This window comes from Streptomyces sp. Root1304 (assembly GCF_001426405.1).
Taxonomy (GTDB): Bacteria; Actinomycetota; Actinomycetes; order Streptomycetales; family Streptomycetaceae; genus Streptomyces.
Genome location: NZ_LMEP01000004.1, coordinates 1 through 14,704 on the forward strand (window position 1 = coordinate 1; position 14,704 = coordinate 14,704).

13 protein-coding genes are annotated in these 14,704 nt (G+C 74.4%); 9 read left to right on the plus strand and 4 right to left on the minus strand.

The window, feature by feature from the left end:
- Both ASD33_RS36130 and ASD33_RS07900 read right to left on the minus strand, forming a co-directional pair.
- On the minus strand, positions 1–113 hold a 113-nt coding region (locus ASD33_RS36130), incomplete at its 3' end, for an acyl-CoA dehydrogenase family protein (RefSeq protein ID WP_242427036.1).
- A gap of 158 nt (positions 114–271) precedes the next feature.
- Positions 272–985: a ScbR family autoregulator-binding transcription factor gene (locus tag ASD33_RS07900; RefSeq protein ID WP_347232262.1), complete on the minus strand. Its 714-nt coding sequence runs from the start codon at positions 983–985 to the stop codon at positions 272–274.
- 116 nt (positions 986–1,101) lie between these two features.
- On the opposite strand from ASD33_RS07900, the gene ASD33_RS07905 reads away from it, so the two are divergent.
- Positions 1,102–2,031 carry a ScbA/BarX family gamma-butyrolactone biosynthesis protein gene (locus ASD33_RS07905; protein WP_242426868.1) on the plus strand — a complete coding sequence of 310 codons (930 nt, stop codon included), beginning with the start codon at positions 1,102–1,104 and terminating at the stop codon, positions 2,029–2,031.
- A 14-nt stretch (positions 2,032–2,045) separates the two neighbouring features.
- Positions 2,046–2,996: an NAD-dependent epimerase/dehydratase family protein gene (locus ASD33_RS07910; protein ID WP_056555645.1), complete on the plus strand. Its 951-nt coding sequence runs from the start codon at positions 2,046–2,048 to the stop codon at positions 2,994–2,996.
- Positions 2,997–3,067: 71 nt separating this feature from the next.
- Here the strand turns inward: ASD33_RS07910 and ASD33_RS33955 are convergent, their stop codons facing one another.
- Both ASD33_RS33955 and ASD33_RS07920 read right to left on the minus strand, forming a co-directional pair.
- Positions 3,068–3,826, minus strand: a complete 759-nt coding sequence (locus ASD33_RS33955; RefSeq protein WP_242426869.1) for a ScbR family autoregulator-binding transcription factor — start codon at positions 3,824–3,826, stop codon at positions 3,068–3,070.
- Between the two features lie 245 nt (positions 3,827–4,071).
- The gene (locus tag ASD33_RS07920; protein ID WP_056555648.1) at positions 4,072–4,560 is read right to left on the minus strand and encodes a DoxX family protein; all 489 of its coding nucleotides are present in this window, start codon (positions 4,558–4,560) and stop codon (positions 4,072–4,074) included.
- A gap of 331 nt (positions 4,561–4,891) precedes the next feature.
- Between ASD33_RS07920 and ASD33_RS07925 the strand changes: the two genes are divergently transcribed.
- The 7 genes from ASD33_RS07925 (at position 4,892) to ASD33_RS07955 (ending at position 14,651) form a co-directional block, all read left to right on the plus strand.
- Positions 4,892–6,442: a vanadium-dependent haloperoxidase gene (locus ASD33_RS07925; protein ID WP_056555651.1), complete on the plus strand. Its 1,551-nt coding sequence runs from the start codon at positions 4,892–4,894 to the stop codon at positions 6,440–6,442.
- A gap of 157 nt (positions 6,443–6,599) precedes the next feature.
- Positions 6,600–7,139 (plus strand): HPP family protein, encoded by a 540-nt coding sequence (locus ASD33_RS07930; protein ID WP_056555654.1) that lies wholly within the window; start codon positions 6,600–6,602, stop codon positions 7,137–7,139.
- Between the two features lie 109 nt (positions 7,140–7,248).
- A complete protein-coding gene (locus ASD33_RS07935; RefSeq protein ID WP_056555657.1) occupies positions 7,249–8,160 on the plus strand; it encodes a sulfurtransferase in 912 nt (303 codons plus the stop codon).
- Positions 8,153–8,578, plus strand: a complete 426-nt coding sequence (locus ASD33_RS07940; RefSeq protein WP_056555660.1) for a cupin domain-containing protein — start codon at positions 8,153–8,155, stop codon at positions 8,576–8,578. Before ASD33_RS07935 ends, ASD33_RS07940 begins: the two co-directional genes overlap by 8 nt.
- 555 nt (positions 8,579–9,133) lie before the next feature.
- Positions 9,134–9,607 carry a cobalamin-dependent protein gene (locus tag ASD33_RS07945; RefSeq protein WP_056555664.1) on the plus strand — a complete coding sequence of 158 codons (474 nt, stop codon included), beginning with the start codon at positions 9,134–9,136 and terminating at the stop codon, positions 9,605–9,607.
- The gene (locus ASD33_RS33645; RefSeq protein WP_242426870.1) at positions 9,604–12,927 is read left to right on the plus strand and encodes an FAD/NAD(P)-binding protein; all 3,324 of its coding nucleotides are present in this window, start codon (positions 9,604–9,606) and stop codon (positions 12,925–12,927) included. Before ASD33_RS07945 ends, ASD33_RS33645 begins: the two co-directional genes overlap by 4 nt.
- Positions 12,924–14,651, plus strand: a complete 1,728-nt coding sequence (locus ASD33_RS07955) for an AMP-binding protein (RefSeq protein WP_347232263.1) — start codon at positions 12,924–12,926, stop codon at positions 14,649–14,651. The genes ASD33_RS33645 and ASD33_RS07955 overlap by 4 nt, the downstream gene beginning before the upstream one ends.
- The last annotated feature ends 53 nt before the right edge of the window (positions 14,652–14,704 follow it).

The following is a 14,704-nucleotide window of genomic DNA, read 5'->3' on the forward strand; positions in this document are numbered from 1 at the left end:
TCGTCCACCGCCGCCGCGAACGGAACGATCTTCGCCTCCGCCAGCGCACGCACCGACTCCCGGAGCATCTCGTGCTCCTCGGAGGGCCGATACAGGTCGAAGTCCTTGCCCATGATGTGGAGCTCCCCTAGACGCTTGTGGCACTGAGTACCCTCAGCAAAACACACTCAGTGCCATGACGCCAGAGCGCCCCGACGCTGTTCCGCGTCGGGGCGCTCCGGGGGTGCGGTCCGGGGAGGTGAACTCCAAGGGACCGGACGGTCGGTTTTGTCTAACCCGTGGTGTCCGCGAGGCTTCCCTCGTCCCGGCGCAGCCGGCTCGCGTCGTACTCGGCACCGAGCTGCCGGGCACGGGCCTCGGTCATGTCGAGCCGGGTCAGCAGCGCCGGGGTGCAGATGCTCGGCAGGAAGTGCTGGAGCAGCACCGAGACCCGGTGGGCCAGGTCGTTGCGGTCGCACAGGATCTGGGACATGGCCTGGATGCCGGAGAAGGCCCCCGAGAACAGTTCGGCCGTGTCCGTCACGTCCACATGGACGAGCAGCTCCCCCCGCGCCTTGGCGACCATCAGGATCTCCGACACCTGATCGATCCACGCCCGGAAGGGCGCGGCCCGGTCCACGCCGGTGGCACCGCTGTCCAGCGCCAGGGCGACGCTCGCCCGCACGAGGGCGTCGCCCTGCAGGCGATGGGTCAGCAGGAAGGCCTGGTCCGCCAGCTCCTGGAGCTTGACCTCCTGCGGGGCGAGGGGCACGTCGAGCATCTGGGCGTCGAGCACGCCTAGGGCAAGGTCTTCCTTGGAAGCAAAGTGGAAATACAGAGCTCCCTTGGTCACCCCGGCGCGCACCAGGATCTCGCCGATGGTGGTCCGCTCGTAGCCGCGCTCCGCGAAGACCGTCGCGGCCGACTCGAGGATCACCCGGCGGGTTCGGATTGCACGCGCTTGCTGCGCCAAGGCGCCTCCTGCTGTCTCGCTGTCTGTGCTCAACGTGTGACGTGAAGCATTGAAAAGAAAACCGCGCTGTACGTATTCTAATTCGGGCGGACTCACCGCCCAGGGGCGCGGGGCCGCAAGGGGGATCCATGGATCAGAACCGTCGAGGAGTGACGTCACACGTCCCCGGGGAGTTCGTGCACCGGGCGGATCCCGCGGACATCATCCCCACGGGGTGGACGCAGTTGAAGGAGAACCGGTTCTCCGTCTCCGCGCGCTGGCCTGCCTCACATCCCTTCTTCTCTCCGGTGGCGGGCGACCGGCACGACCCCGTACTGGTGGCCGAGACGATACGCCAGACCACCATGCTGATCGCTCATGCCGAGTTCGGGGTACCCGTGGACGACCAGTTCGTCATGTGGGGCCTCTCGTACGACACCGATCCGGAGGCGCTCACGGTCGACGGGCTCTCCTCCGACGTGACCGTCGACGTGATCTGCTCCGACCTCAGCAGCCGCGGCGGCCGCCTCCGTGACCTGCGCACCACCATGGTCCTCACCCGTGACGGACGCTTCCTCGGCACCGGCAGGGCCATGGCGCGCTGCACCTCCGCTCCGGCGTACCGGAGGATCAGGGGCGAGCGGATGGCCGCCCTCGGCCGGCCCGTCCCGCTGATCACGGCAACGGCGCCGGACCTGGTCGGCCGCGAACGCGTCAAGGACGTCGTCCTCGGCCCCGGCAGCCGCCCCGGCCAGTGGCAGCTGCGGATCAACACCGAGCACGGCACCCTCTTCCGGCGCCCCAACGACCACGTGCCCGGCATGGTCCTCCTCGAAGCCGCCCGCCAGGCGGCGACCATCACGCTCGGCGACGGCGGATACCTGCCCACCGTCATGGACATCTCCTTCTCCCGGTACGCGGAACTCGACACCCCCTGCTGGATCGAGGCCGAGATCGTGCCCGGCGTCGACCCCGCGCGGACCACCGTCCGGGTCGTCGGCCACCAGGACGGCCACCCCGTCTTCCAGTGCATGCTCACCTCCCCGTCCCGGGAACTGGCGGTGGCCGGAGCCGGCCTCGGCAGCCGCCTGGCGGGCTGAACCGGAACGGCACGATGGGCCCTCGCATCCTGATCACCGGCGCGACCGGATTCATCGGCGGCCGGGTGGCGGCCACCGCGGCGGCGCACACGGCGCCCGCCTCCGTACGCCTCCTCGCCCGCCGCCCGCTCACCGGCCGTGCCCGGCCGACGGGACCGGAGACCGAGACCGTCCCGGGCGACCTCCGCGATCCCGCATCGCTGCGCCGGGCCTGCGAGGGGATCGACGTACTGATCCACTGCGCCTCGGCGATCGGCGCGGACGAGGAGCTGTCCCGCACGGTCAACGACGAGGGCACCCGGGCCCTCGTCGACGCCGCCGTGCGCGCCGGGGTGACCAGGATCGTCGCCCTGAGCACCGCGTCGGTCCACGGCCGCGGCCCCTTCCGGGCCGCCGCCCCCGGCACACTGCCGCTCGCCCCGGGCTCCGCGACCAGCCGCACCAGGGCGGCGGGGGAGCGGCACGTCATGGACGCCGGCGGCACCGTCCTGCGCCCGCACCTCGTGTACGGCACCGGCGACCGCCGGCTGATGCCGGGCCTGGTCCGGCTGCTCGAGGCGCTCCCCGGACCGCTCGACGGGGGAGCCTCCCTGCACTCCCTGATCGACGTCGACACCCTGGCGGGCGTCCTGCTGGGCGCGGCGCTCTCGCCCGCGACCGAGCCGGGTCCGTACTACGTCGACCACCCCGAGCCGGTGCCGGTCGGAGACCTCCTCGCGGCGGCCGAGGGGCTGCTCACCCACCGGAGCGGTACGCCCAGGGGCTCGGCGGTCGACATCGCGGAGGCCCGCGCGCTGCTCGCGGACCTCCCCTTCGCGCAGCACCACCTGGCCATGCTCGCCACCGACCACTGGTTCGCCGACGGCCGCCCCTGGCGGGAGCTCGGCTGCGACCCGGGGCCGGGCTTCACCGAGGGGTTCGCCGCGCATCTGCCCTGGTACCACGGGCTTCTCGCGGACGCCTGAGCGGAGGCGGGGGGCGAGGGCGGGGGCGGAGGCCGGGGTCGGGCCGGCCGCCGCCGCGCGCCGGCCGGGGGTCAGGCGACGGGTTGGTGGGCGGGGCCGTGGGGGTGGTGGACGGCGCGGTCGTGGGGACGGTCGTGGGCGGCGGTGCCACCCGTGATAGCCGTACCTTCCGCACCTCCCGTACCGCTTGTCCCTGCCCTACCTCCCCCGCTGTCCGCGCTGCCCGCCGGTTCGAGGCCCGCGAGCGCCTCCGGGTGCGCGAGCATCGGCAGGAGGGTCCGCCACAGGCCGGTGACGGTCTCGGGCGCGAGCCATTCGCCGTTGTCCCCGGAGAGGGCCTCGAGTCCGACGGTGGCGGCGACGATCGTCCGGGTCAGGTCCTGGTGCCGCCCGGCGCCGGTGGCGAGCAGCCCCTCGTCGGCCGCCTCCGCGAGCCGTTGCAGGACGCAGCTCTGCCATTCCTGGCGCAGGTTCAGATCGGTGTGGCAGCTCCGGGAGCAGCTGAGCCGGAATCCGGCGCGGACGACGACGTCCTCGCGGAGCAGTCGGGCCAGGGCGTGGGAGGTGTCGGTGAGGTTCTGCAGGGCGTTGGACCGCTGCCCGTACACGATGCGGGCGGTCCTGCGCAGTCTGCTGGAGGCCTCGTGCTCGACGGCGGCGGCGACCGCCGCCTTGTTCTCGAAGTGGAAGTGGAGCGCGCCGGGGCTCACGCCGGCCGCCGCACTGATCGTGGAGAGCCTGGCGGAGGCGTAACCGTGCCGGTCGAACTCGCCCGCGGCCGACCTGATCAGCGCGGCGCGGGTCCGTGTGGCCCGCTCTTGTTTGGTCACCAACGGCTCCCGTAGCCCCATGCGTCGCTCGACGAGATCAAAACCGACTGCTCGGTATTGTAAGGGCTTTTCGTCGGGCCTCGCGGGGCTTCGGCAGGAGAGGTCCACTCCTGGAACGCGCGCGCCGCGGCGGGGGAGGGGTCGTGGGGGAGGGCGCTCGTCACGCCCCTCGGCAAACCGGTGCGTCGGTCCGTCGGGGCGGCGTGCGACGCGACGTCGCCCCGGGCCCGGACGGGCCCCGCCGTTCAGCGGCGCGGATGGGTCGTCACGACCACCGCGCCCGCGAGCAGGACCACGTTCTTGACGACGAACTCGCCCACCAGCGTCAGGAGCAGGGGGTTGGAGTGCGCGAAGGCCGCCGAGGGCGTGAGGACCAGGACAGCGAAGGTGCCGCAGAGGTGGCCGACGAGCACGGGCAGGGCCACGGCGCGGGCGCGCCCCGAGATCAGCCAGAGGCCGAGCACGACCTCGGCCCAGCCGAGCGCCGGGACGAACCAGTCGCCCGCCGGGAACGGCAGGACGGCGACGACGAGTTCGGCCGCCGGGCTCAGTCCGATGACCTTGAGCACCCCGAACCAGACGAAGACACCGCCGAGACCGGCCCGGAGCATGCCCAGGCCGTAGTGGTGGAGCCGTGGTGCGAGGCGGTCGAAGAGACCGGGCGGCGTCGGTGCGGCGGAGGGCTGCGGTGCGGTGGTCGGTGCGGTGGGTATCACCTGGGAGGAAACGGTCATGCGCGGGCATCTCCATCACGAGTCGACGCGGGGGCCGGACGGGGCCGGGCGGGGCGGATCGAGGCCGGGTGGGGCGTAGCCGGGCGGCGGACCGCTCGGATCACGCCGAAATCGCGGCAGGAGGGTCGGACGCCGTGGGGTCACGCTAGCCACCTCCCGAGGACCCCCGCGACGCCCATCGCTTCCTTGCATGCCTGCGATGGAAGAAGTCGATCGGGCGTTGCCGGACGCGATCATTTCTCGCCAGCCTGAGGTCTGTTCGAGTTTGTGTTTGATCCACGGACCCGGACCGCGTCCATCCGCTCCCGGCACCATGCGAAGGAATCCACGGATGTCCCACCGACCCGCCGCTCCCGCTCCGTCCACGACCGCCGCGGCCCGCACCCCGCTCACCCGGCGCCGGGTGCTCACCACGACCGCTGCCGCGGCCGGGGTGCTCGCCCTGCCCGGCGCCGTCGCCTGGGGCGTCCCCACCAGCTTCGAGGCGGAGACGCGCACCGGCCGCCGTGCCCCCGGTGCCGTCGCCGACCCCAGCGTCGTCATCCGCTGGAACCAGGCCGCGATGGACGCGATCCTCGGCCGCTACCAGGCCGCGGGGAACCGCTTCGGCCCCGCCACCGTCAACGCCCGTGCCCTCGCGGTCATCCACAACGCCATCTACGACGCCTGGGCGTGTTACGACCACTGCGCCGTCGGCACCCGCTTCGGCGGCGCCCTGCGCCGGCCCCGCTCGGAGCGCACCCTCGACAACAAGAACGAGGCCATCAGCTACGCGGCCCACCTCGCGATGCTCGACCTGTACCCCGAGTACAAGGTCGCCATCGACGGCATGCTGCGCGGCCTGGGCTACGACCCCGAGCTGACCGCCCCGCGCCGCAACAGCCCCGCCTGGATCGGCCGCCGCACCGCGCAGGCCGTCCTCGACTACCGGCACGCCGACGGCGCCAACCAGCTCGGCACCCCTGCGTACTCCGACACCACGGGCTACCAGCCGCGCAACACCCCGCAGGTCGCCGGCGCCTTCGACCCGTCCACGGTCGCGGAGCCGGCCCACTGGACGCCGCTGATAGTGAACGGCAAGACGCAGCGCTACCTCACCCCGCAGTTCGCGGTGATGAAGCCCTTCGCGCTGAGCAGCCCCGACCAGTTCACGATCGCCGCCCCGCCCGCGTACCCCTCGGTCCGGATGACCGCCGCCATCGAGGAACTCCTCGACATCAGCGCCAACCTGACGGACGAGCAGAAGGCCATCGCCGAGTTCTGGCTGAACGACGACGTGACCCCGCCCGGCGCCCAGCAGATGTGGGGCCGTTACGTCTCCGCCCGCGACGGCCACGGTGTCGACGAGGACGCCCAGATCTTCTTCGGCCTCAACATGGCCGAGTGCGACGCCGCCATCGGCTCCTGGGCCGTCAAGGCCTCGTACGACTTCGCGCGGCCCTCCACCCTGATCCCGTACGACCAGCGCGGCCGTCAGATCCGTACCTGGGGCGGCCCCGGCCAGGGCACCGTCACCATGGACGGCGTCGACTGGCAGGCGTACGTGGCCGTTCCGCCGTTCCCGGCCACCGTCTCCGGGCACAGCACCTTCTCCGGCGCGGCCGCCGAGTTCCTGCGCCGCTTCACCGGCTCGGACTCCTTCGGCGACTCGTACCGCTTCAAGGCGGGCGCCTCCACGGTCGAGCCCGGCCTCACCCCGCGCACCGACGTGGTCCTGCACTGGTCGACCTTCAGCGAGGCCGCCCACCAGGCCGGCATCTCCCGGGTCTACGGCGGCATGCACTGGAGCTTCGACAACGAGCCCGGCATCGAGATGGGGCACAAGATCGGCGCGGTCGTGCACCGGCGGGCCATGAGCTACTTCGGCGGCAGCCACCGCTGACGCTCCGGCCGGCCCGGCCGTCCGGCCGGGACCCGCGGGGTCAGGTCCCGCGGGCCCCGGCCGGGCCCGGCCGCCCTCCGTGCGCTCCTTGCACGCCCCCTGTACGAGCCCCGCACCGCCCTCGCCGCCCCGCCCGCCCCGCCAAGGAGAGAACACCGTGAGCAATCAGACCCAGACCCCCGCGGGAGCGGCGGCCCCGCCGGCCCGCAGCCGCTGGGCGGGCGGCGCCCCGCCCTTCCCCGGCACCCGGCCCGCCGTGCTCGGCACCCTCGCGACGGTCGTGTCGCTGGTCATCCTGGTCGCGCTCGGCGAGGCCACCGGCCACCTGCTGATGATCGCCCCGCTGGCCGCCACCGCCATGATCATCTGCAGCACCCCGGCCCTGCCGCCGGCCCAGCCCCGCGGCGTGCTGCTCGGCCAGATCGGCTCCGGCGTCCTCGGCCTCGTGGCCGTCGCGCTGTTCGGCCACTCCCTCTGGGTGGCCGCCGTCGCCGCCGGCCTCAGCGTCGGCCTGATGCTGCTGCTGCGGGCCGTCCACGCGCCCGCCGCCGCCACGGCCGTGCTCGCCGTCCTCCAGGACCCCGCGCCCCTGCGCTTCCTCCTGCTGCTCGCCGTCGGCAGCGCCCTGCTGGTCCTCGTGGGCCTGGTCGCCTCCCGCGTCGGCGTGATCGGCAAGTACCCGACGTACTGGTGGTGACCCCGGCCCGCCGGCGGTGAACCCCACCCGCCGCCGGCCGCGCCCCGCCCCTCCCCAAGCCTCCCCCGCCCGTCCGTACCTCCGCGTACCGAACCTCAACGGAGCGCCCGTGAACCGAGACAGACTGCTCGTCAGCTGCGAGCAGATCATGGAACAGCTGCGGAACCCCGCGGCCGGGGACGAGAACACGGTCCTCGTCGAGATCACCGACGGCGGCAGCCTGCTGGGCCGGATCCCCGGCTCGGTCCGCCTCGACTGGACCGGGGACCTCCAGGACCCGGTGCGCCGGGACGTCATCGGCCCCGAGGCCTTCGCCGAACTCCTGGGCCGGCACGGCATATCCGCCGACCACACCGTCGTCTTCCTCAGCGGCAACAACAACTGGTGGGCCGCCGCCGGGTACTGGCAGTTCCGCCTGTACGGCCACCGGGAACTGCGGATCCTCGACGGAGGCCGGCTGCGCTGGGAGGCGCTCGGCGCCGCCCTCACCCAGGACGTCCCGGAACGCGAGCCCGTCGCGTACCCGGTGCCGGACGTCGACGAGACCGTCCGCGCCCGCCGCGAGGACATGCTCGACCACATCGGGCGCCACCAGCTCCTCGACGTGCGCTCCCTGGAGGAGTACCTCGGGCAGAGCAACACCCCGCCCGGCGTTCCCGAGGACCTCGGCGTGCGCTGCGGGCACGCCCTCTCCGCCGAGCACATCCCCTGGCACAGCGCCGTCCGTGCCGACGGCACCTTCCGCGACGACGCGGAGCTGGCCGCCGTCTACGCCGACGTGCGCACCGACGCGCCCACCGTCGTCTACTGCCGGGTCGGCTGGCGCTCCGCGCACAGCTGGTTCGTGCTGAGCGAACTCCTCGGCCTCGCCGACATCCGCAACTACGACGGTGCCTGGCGCGAGTTCGGCTCGCTCATCGGCGCCCCCATCGTCAACGGGCCCCGGCCCTGGGGCCCCGACGGCATCCCGTCCATCGTCGCCCAGCGCGGCGCCGCATCGGAGGTTCCCGCCCGTGCCTGACGTCACCGTCTTCCGCAACGTGCTCCGCGACGGCTTCGACCAGACCGACCTGCCGTGGGTGCCGTGGACCGAACCCGGCCGCGTCGGCGTCGAGTACGTCGTGCTCTGGGGCCCCGACCCGGCCGAGGACGAGGACTCCGCGTCCCTCCTCCTCCGCTTCCCGCCGGGCGCCCACGGCGACTTCCACGAGCACCTGGGGCACGAGCTGATGCTCGTCCTCGACGGCACCCTCGACCACAGCGACGGGCGCCGCTTCCACCGCGGCGACCTCGTCGTCGAGGAACCCGGCACCCGGCACCAGATGTCCAGCGCCGAGGGCTGCACCGTGCTCGCCGTCCGCGCCCGGCCGGCCGCCTCCCGCACCCCCGAGGCCGGCGAGATCACCACCGGCGTCGGCGCCGGAACCGGCGGCGCCTGACCCGCAGGAGGACCCGAGGCCACCGGAGCCCGTACGGGCCCGGCGGCCTCGGCGCACGCCCGCCGCCGCGCCGTCCGGGACGCGGGCCGACGTCGGCCCGCGCACGGCGGATCGCGGACCCGGGGCCGCCGTACGAAGCGGCCCCGGGCGCCGTACGAAGCCCGTCCGCGACCCGTACGGGTCCGGGCGGAGCCCCCGTACGACACCCGGTCCGCCCCCCGTACGACACCCGGTCCGCATCCCGTACGACCCCGGCCCCGTACCCCGTACGACCGGCCCGGCACCCCCAGGTCGACCGCCCTGCCCCACGCACGGCGACCGCCCGCACCACGCACCACACCGCACGCCCCACGCACGACCCGGCCCCGCACCGGACACGCCGGTCCACGCTCCACCGCCCGGCCCCACCCCGTCCGGCGACGGTCCGGCGGCCCTACGGCGCACCCGCCCCGCGGCGCCCCCGCACGACCTCTCCCCCCACCCCGACCCGTCCCGTACGGGCGGTCCCGCACACCCGTCCGCACCCGCCCCGCACCCCTTTCGGAGAGAGACGCCATGACACCGTCCGCACGGCCTCAGCCCCTGCGCAGTCCCGAGCCCTCCCGTCGGGTCCTGCTCACCACCGGTTCCTCCGACGCCCACACCTGGAACCTCGTCCACCTCCAGCTCTTCCTGGAGGAGCACGGGCACTCCGTGCTCAACCTGGGGCCCTGCGTCCCCGAGCAGCTGCTCGTCGACACCGCCCGGATGACCAGCCCCGACCTCGTCGTCCTCTCCTCCGTCAACGGCCACGGACACCAGGACGGGCTGCGCGCCGCCCGCGCCCTGCGCGCCGACCGCAAGACCCGCGCCGTGCCCATGGTCATCGGCGGACTCCTCGGCATCTCCCCGGAGGGCGCCGCCACCCGTACCGCCGAACTCCTCGACGCCGGATACGACGAGGTGTACGCCGACGGGACCCCGCCCACCGCGCTGCTGCGCAAGCTCGCCGGACTCGGCGGCGCGTGTACCGGGCGGGCCGCGGCGTGACGACCTCCGCCTCGCCCCCGCTCGCCCCCGGCGATCTCGGTGCCTTCGTCCAGGCGTCGGCAGAGGCCGGCGAACTCGTCGTCCAGCCCCGGATGGGCATGGTCGCGCCCGAGGAGATGACCGCGGGAGTCGCCGCCGTCGCCGCACTGCCCGAACGGACCGTCGCCACCCTCACCATCGACAGCTACACCCGCGTCGGCGACCACGCCGCCGCCACCGCGGCCCTGCGCGCCGGCCTGCCGCTCAACGGCTTCCCGCTGGTCAGCCACGGCCCGAAGACCACCGCACGGGTCGCCGCCGCGGCCGGACGGACCACGCCCGTCCAGATCAGGCACGGTTCCGCCGACCCCATGGCCATCTTCCGCACCATGGCCGCCGCCGGACTCTCCGCCTCCGAGGGCGGACCCGTCTCGTACTGCCTGCCCTACGGGCGCACCCCGCTCGCCGAATCCGTCGCCGCCTGGCGCGACTCCGTCCAGTTCCTCACGGAGGAGAGCCGCGCGCACGGCCGCCGGGCCCATCTCGAATCCTTCGGCGGCTGCCTCCTCGGCCAGCTCTGCCCGCCGTCGCTGCTCGTCGCCGTCTCCGTCCTGGAGTGCCTGTTCTTCGCGGCCAACGGAGCGACCAGCGTCTCCCTCAGCTACGCCCAGCAGACCCATCCCGCCCAGGACGCCGGCGCGCTCACCGCGCTGCGGCTGCTCGCCGACGAGTTCCTGCCGCCGTCCGTGGACCGGCACATCGTGCTCTACACGTACATGGGCGTCTACCCGAGGACCGTGCCGGGCGCCCGGCTGCTGCTGCGCCGCAGCGCCGAACTGGCCGTACGCGGCGGGGCGCAGCGCCTCATCGTGAAGACGGAGACCGAGGCGCACCGCATCCCGACCGTCGCCGAGAACCTGACGGCGCTGCGGATCGCCGCCGACGCGGCCCGCTCCGCGCCCCGGCGCGGCCCGAACCCGGGCAGGACCGCCGCCGAGGCCGACGTCGAGGAGACGCTCGCCGAGGCGCGGGCCATGGTGACCGCCGTCCTCGCGCTCTCCGACGACCTGGGCGTCGCCCTCCTCAAGGCCTTCGACCGGGGTCTGCTCGACGTGCCGTTCTGCCTGCATCCGGACAACCGGGGCGCCGTCCGGTCCACCGTCGCACCGGACGGGCGCCTGCAGTGGACGGACCTCGGCGCGCTGCCGCTGCTCACCACCAGCAGGAGGACCATTCCGATGACCTCACGTCAGCTGTCCGGCATGCTCGGCAGGGTCGCCCGGGAGCACGACCTGGCCGCCGGGACGAACCCGCCGCCCGAGCCGGCGCCGCGCGAGGCCCCGGCGCCTTCGGCGGACCCGCTGCGGATCGCGTTCGTCGGCATGGGCCCGCGCGGTCTCTCCGTCCTGGAACGGCTCGCGGCCCGCTGTGCCGACGGGCCCCCCGGCCGGCCGGTGGAGGTCTTCGCGGTGGATCCGTACGAGGCGGGGGCCGGACGGATCTGGCGTACGGACCAGTCGCCCTGGTTCCTGATGAACACCCCGGCCCAGGAGGTCACCATGTTCTCCGGGCCCGCCGACGACGGGCCCCACCGGCCCGGCGCCGGGCCCACCCTCGGCGCCTGGTGGGCCGAGGACGACCCGGCGGGCGCCGATCCCGAGGGGTACGCGCCCCGCGCCGTCTACGGCCGCTACCTGACGTACGTCATGCGGCGGATCGAGGAGACCCTGCCGCCCTCGCTCACCGTCCACCGCGTCCCCGCCCGGGTGATCTGCGCGGAGCGGGTGGGCGGTACGGGCGGCAGGGCCGGCAGCGGCGGCCCGGACGGTGCACCGCACCGCCTGAGACTCGACCGCGGCGACGTCCTCACGGTCGACCGGGTGGTCCTCGCCACCGGCCACCCGATCAACGAGCCCGACGCCGAGCAGCAGGCCTGGACGCGCTTCGCCCGGACCCACAGCACCCCCGCCCGGCCCGTCCGGCACATCGTCGGCGGCTCCGCGACGGAGATGCCGCTCGCCGAGATCCCGGCGGGCGCCCGCGTGGGCATCCTCGGCATGGGGCTGACCTTCTACGACATCCTCACCGAGCTGACCCTCGGGCGCGGCGGCACCTTCACCGAGGGCTGCGACGGGCTGCTGTACCTGCCCAGCGGCAAGGAGCCCCGCATCCTGGCGGGTTCGCGCGGGGGAGTGCCCCTGCTCACCCGGGGTGCCAACCAGAAGGGTCCCGAACACCGTTACCGCGCACGGCTGTTCACCGCCGAGCGGATGGCTGAGCTGCGCGCGGAATCGGCGCCGCTCGACTTCGAGGCGGACGTACTGCCCTGGCTGCTCGCCGAGGTCAACCTCGTCCTGCTCGCCACCCGCGTCCGCCAGGTCCACGGACCCGACGCCGCGGCCGAGTTCACCGAGCGGGCCGCCCAGGCGCTCCGCGACCGGCCGGACCCCAAGGTCCTCGAACGGATCGCCGCCGGATACCGGATCGACGCCCGCCCGCTCGGCGGACTCGACGCGCTCGCCCGGCCGTTCGGCGGCCGGCAGTTCGGCTCGCCCGCCGAGTTCCACAAGGTGCTCACCGAATGGCTGCGGGCCGACCTGTTCGAGGCGCGTCAGGGCAACGCGGAGGGCCCCCTGAAGGCCGCCGCCGACGTCCTGCGGGACGTGCGGCAGACGATCCGTACCGTGGTCGACTTCGGCGGGCTGACCCCCGACTCGCACCGCTGGTTCCTCGCCGAGTTCGGCCCCGTGGCGGCGATGGTGTCGACCGGGCCGCCGCAGCAGCGCTCCGAGCAGTTCCTCGCCCTGCTCGCGGCCGGGGTCCTCGAACCGGTCGGGCCCGGCGCCCGGTTCACGGCCGATCCCGTCGAGGGGCGGTTCGCCGTCGAGTCGACGCAGGTGGAGAACTCCTGGGTGGCGCTGGACGTCGTCGTGGACGCCCGGGTGCCGAGCACCGATCTGGCGGCGGACCGGGACCCGCTGATCCGCTGTCTGATGGTGGACGGGGAGATCCGTACGTTCACCAACGCGGCCGAGGGGGCGGGGGAGTTCGCCACCGGCGGGCTCGACTGCACCGACGCGCCGTTCCACCCGGTGCGGGCCGACGGCTCGGTGGACACCAGCACCCATGTGCTCGGCATCCCCAGCGAGCACACCCGCTGGTTCACCCAGGTGGGCAGCGGCCGGCCGGGACCCTGGGGCTCCTTCACCCGTGACGCGGACGCCATCGCGGAGGCGCTGCTCGGCGGCGCCGGGGCGGGTGCCCCGGGGGCCGAGGGCGCGGGGGCCGGGGAGGCCGAGGGTGCGCGGGCCGACGCCGTACCGGCCGGGGGTGTGCGGTGAGCACCGTGCGCACGCCGGGGCCGCGGGGTGACGCGTCGCCCCGCGGCCGGCACACCGGGGCCCACGAGGAGTACCGGGCCGCCCGGGACCTGCTGCTGCGGCTGCGCGGCGACCGCGAGGCGGCCGGTGCCGCCTTCCGGTGGCCGCGCGCCGAGCGCTTCAACTGGGCCCTGGACTGGTTCGACGTCATCGCCGACGCCAACGACCGGCCGGCGCTCGAACTCCTCGGCCACCCGGCACGGGACGGGTCCGTGCCGGTCGTCGACCGGGTCTCCTTCGCCGAACTCGCCGCCCGCTCCGACGCGTTGGCGGTGGCCCTGCGCGAGCACGGCGTCGCACGCGGCGACCGCGTCCTCATCCTCCTCGGCACCCGCACCGAGCTGTGGGAGACCCTGCTCGGCTGCATCAAGCTCGGGGCCGTCGTCGTCCCCGGCTACCAGGACCTCACCCGGTCCGAGGCCGCCGACAGGATCACCCGGGGAGGCGTCCGGCACCTGATCGCCGCACCTGAACTCGTCGGCCTGCTCGACGAGTTGCCGGTGCCGGGCATCCGGATGGCGGCGGCGCCCGAAACCGGAAGGCCGGGCTGGCTCCCGTACCCCGACACCCGCGCCGCCGGCCGTCCCCGCTTCGTCCCCGACGGGCCCACCCGCGCCGCCGACCCGTCGTTCTGCTACTTCACCTCAGGGACGACCTCGCTGCCCAAGCTCGTCGAGCACAGCCACGTCGGCTACGGCGTCGGCCACCTCTCCAGTCTGTACTGGAGCGGCCTGCGCCCCGGCGACCGGCACCTCAACCTCTCCGCGCCCGGCTGGGCCAAGCACTCATGGTCCAGCTTCTTCGTGCCCTGGGCGGCGGAGGCCACGATCCTCGCCCCGCCGGACGGCGGACTCCCGTCGTCCGCCCTGCCCCGGGTGCTCGCCGAGCACGGCGTCACCAGCTTCTGCGCGCCCCCGAGCGCCTGGCGCTCGCTGCTCCCGTACGTGAGCGGGGGCGCCGGAGCCCCCCGGCTGCGGGAGGCGACGGCCGCCGGGGAGCCCCTGACGGCCGAGACGGTGGCACGGATCGAGACCGCATGGGGCGTACGGGTCCGGGACGGCTACGGCCAGACGGAGGCGACCGCGCTCATCGGCCGCGCCCCCGGCACCCCCGAGCCGATCGCCCCGCTCGGGCACCCGCTCCCCGGGTACCGGATCGTGCTGCGCGACCCGGAGACCGGGGAGACGGGCGACAGCGGCGAGGTCTGTGTGGACCTGACGGAACGCCCGCCCGGCCTCATGCGCGGCTACGCGGGTCTCCCCGAGCGCACGGCGGAGGCCTTCGCCGACGGCCTGTACCGCACGGGGGACCGCGGCGAGCGGTGCGCGGACGGCTCCATCCGGCTGCTCGGCCGGTTGGACGAGGTGTTCAAGTCCCACGGCCACCGGATCTCCCCGACGGAGATCGAGGCGGTCCTGCGCACCCACCCGGAGGTGGCCGACGCGGCGGTGGTGCCGTGCCCCGACCCGGACGGCGGCCTCGCCCCGTACGCGGTCGTGGAACTGCGGGAGGGGAAGGGGGAGCCGGACGCGGCCGGGCACGGGCGCGTCGCGGCCGAACTCCTGGCGCTCGCCGCCGAACGGCTCGCGCCGGTCTTCGTCCCGCGCGGGGTCGAGGTGATCGCCCGCCTCCCGCGCACCCGCTCGGGCAAGGTGCGCCGGGGGGAACTCACCCCGAAGCCCTGACGGCCGGCACTGGCACCAACTCGCTTGATCCAGCGAATAGTTGAGTCGGAAGG

Bases quoted from the DNA above. Each gene is read 5' to 3' on its own strand.
- ASD33_RS07910 (WP_056555645.1), top strand. From the start codon at position 2,046: ATGGGCCCTCGCATCCTGATCACCGGCGCGACCGGATTCATCGGCGGC.
- ASD33_RS07920 (WP_056555648.1), bottom strand. From the start codon at position 4,560: ATGACCGTTTCCTCCCAGGTGATACCCACCGCACCGACCACCGCACCG.
- ASD33_RS07925 (WP_056555651.1), top strand. From the start codon at position 4,892: ATGTCCCACCGACCCGCCGCTCCCGCTCCGTCCACGACCGCCGCGGCC.
- ASD33_RS07945 (WP_056555664.1), top strand. From the start codon at position 9,134: ATGACACCGTCCGCACGGCCTCAGCCCCTGCGCAGTCCCGAGCCCTCC.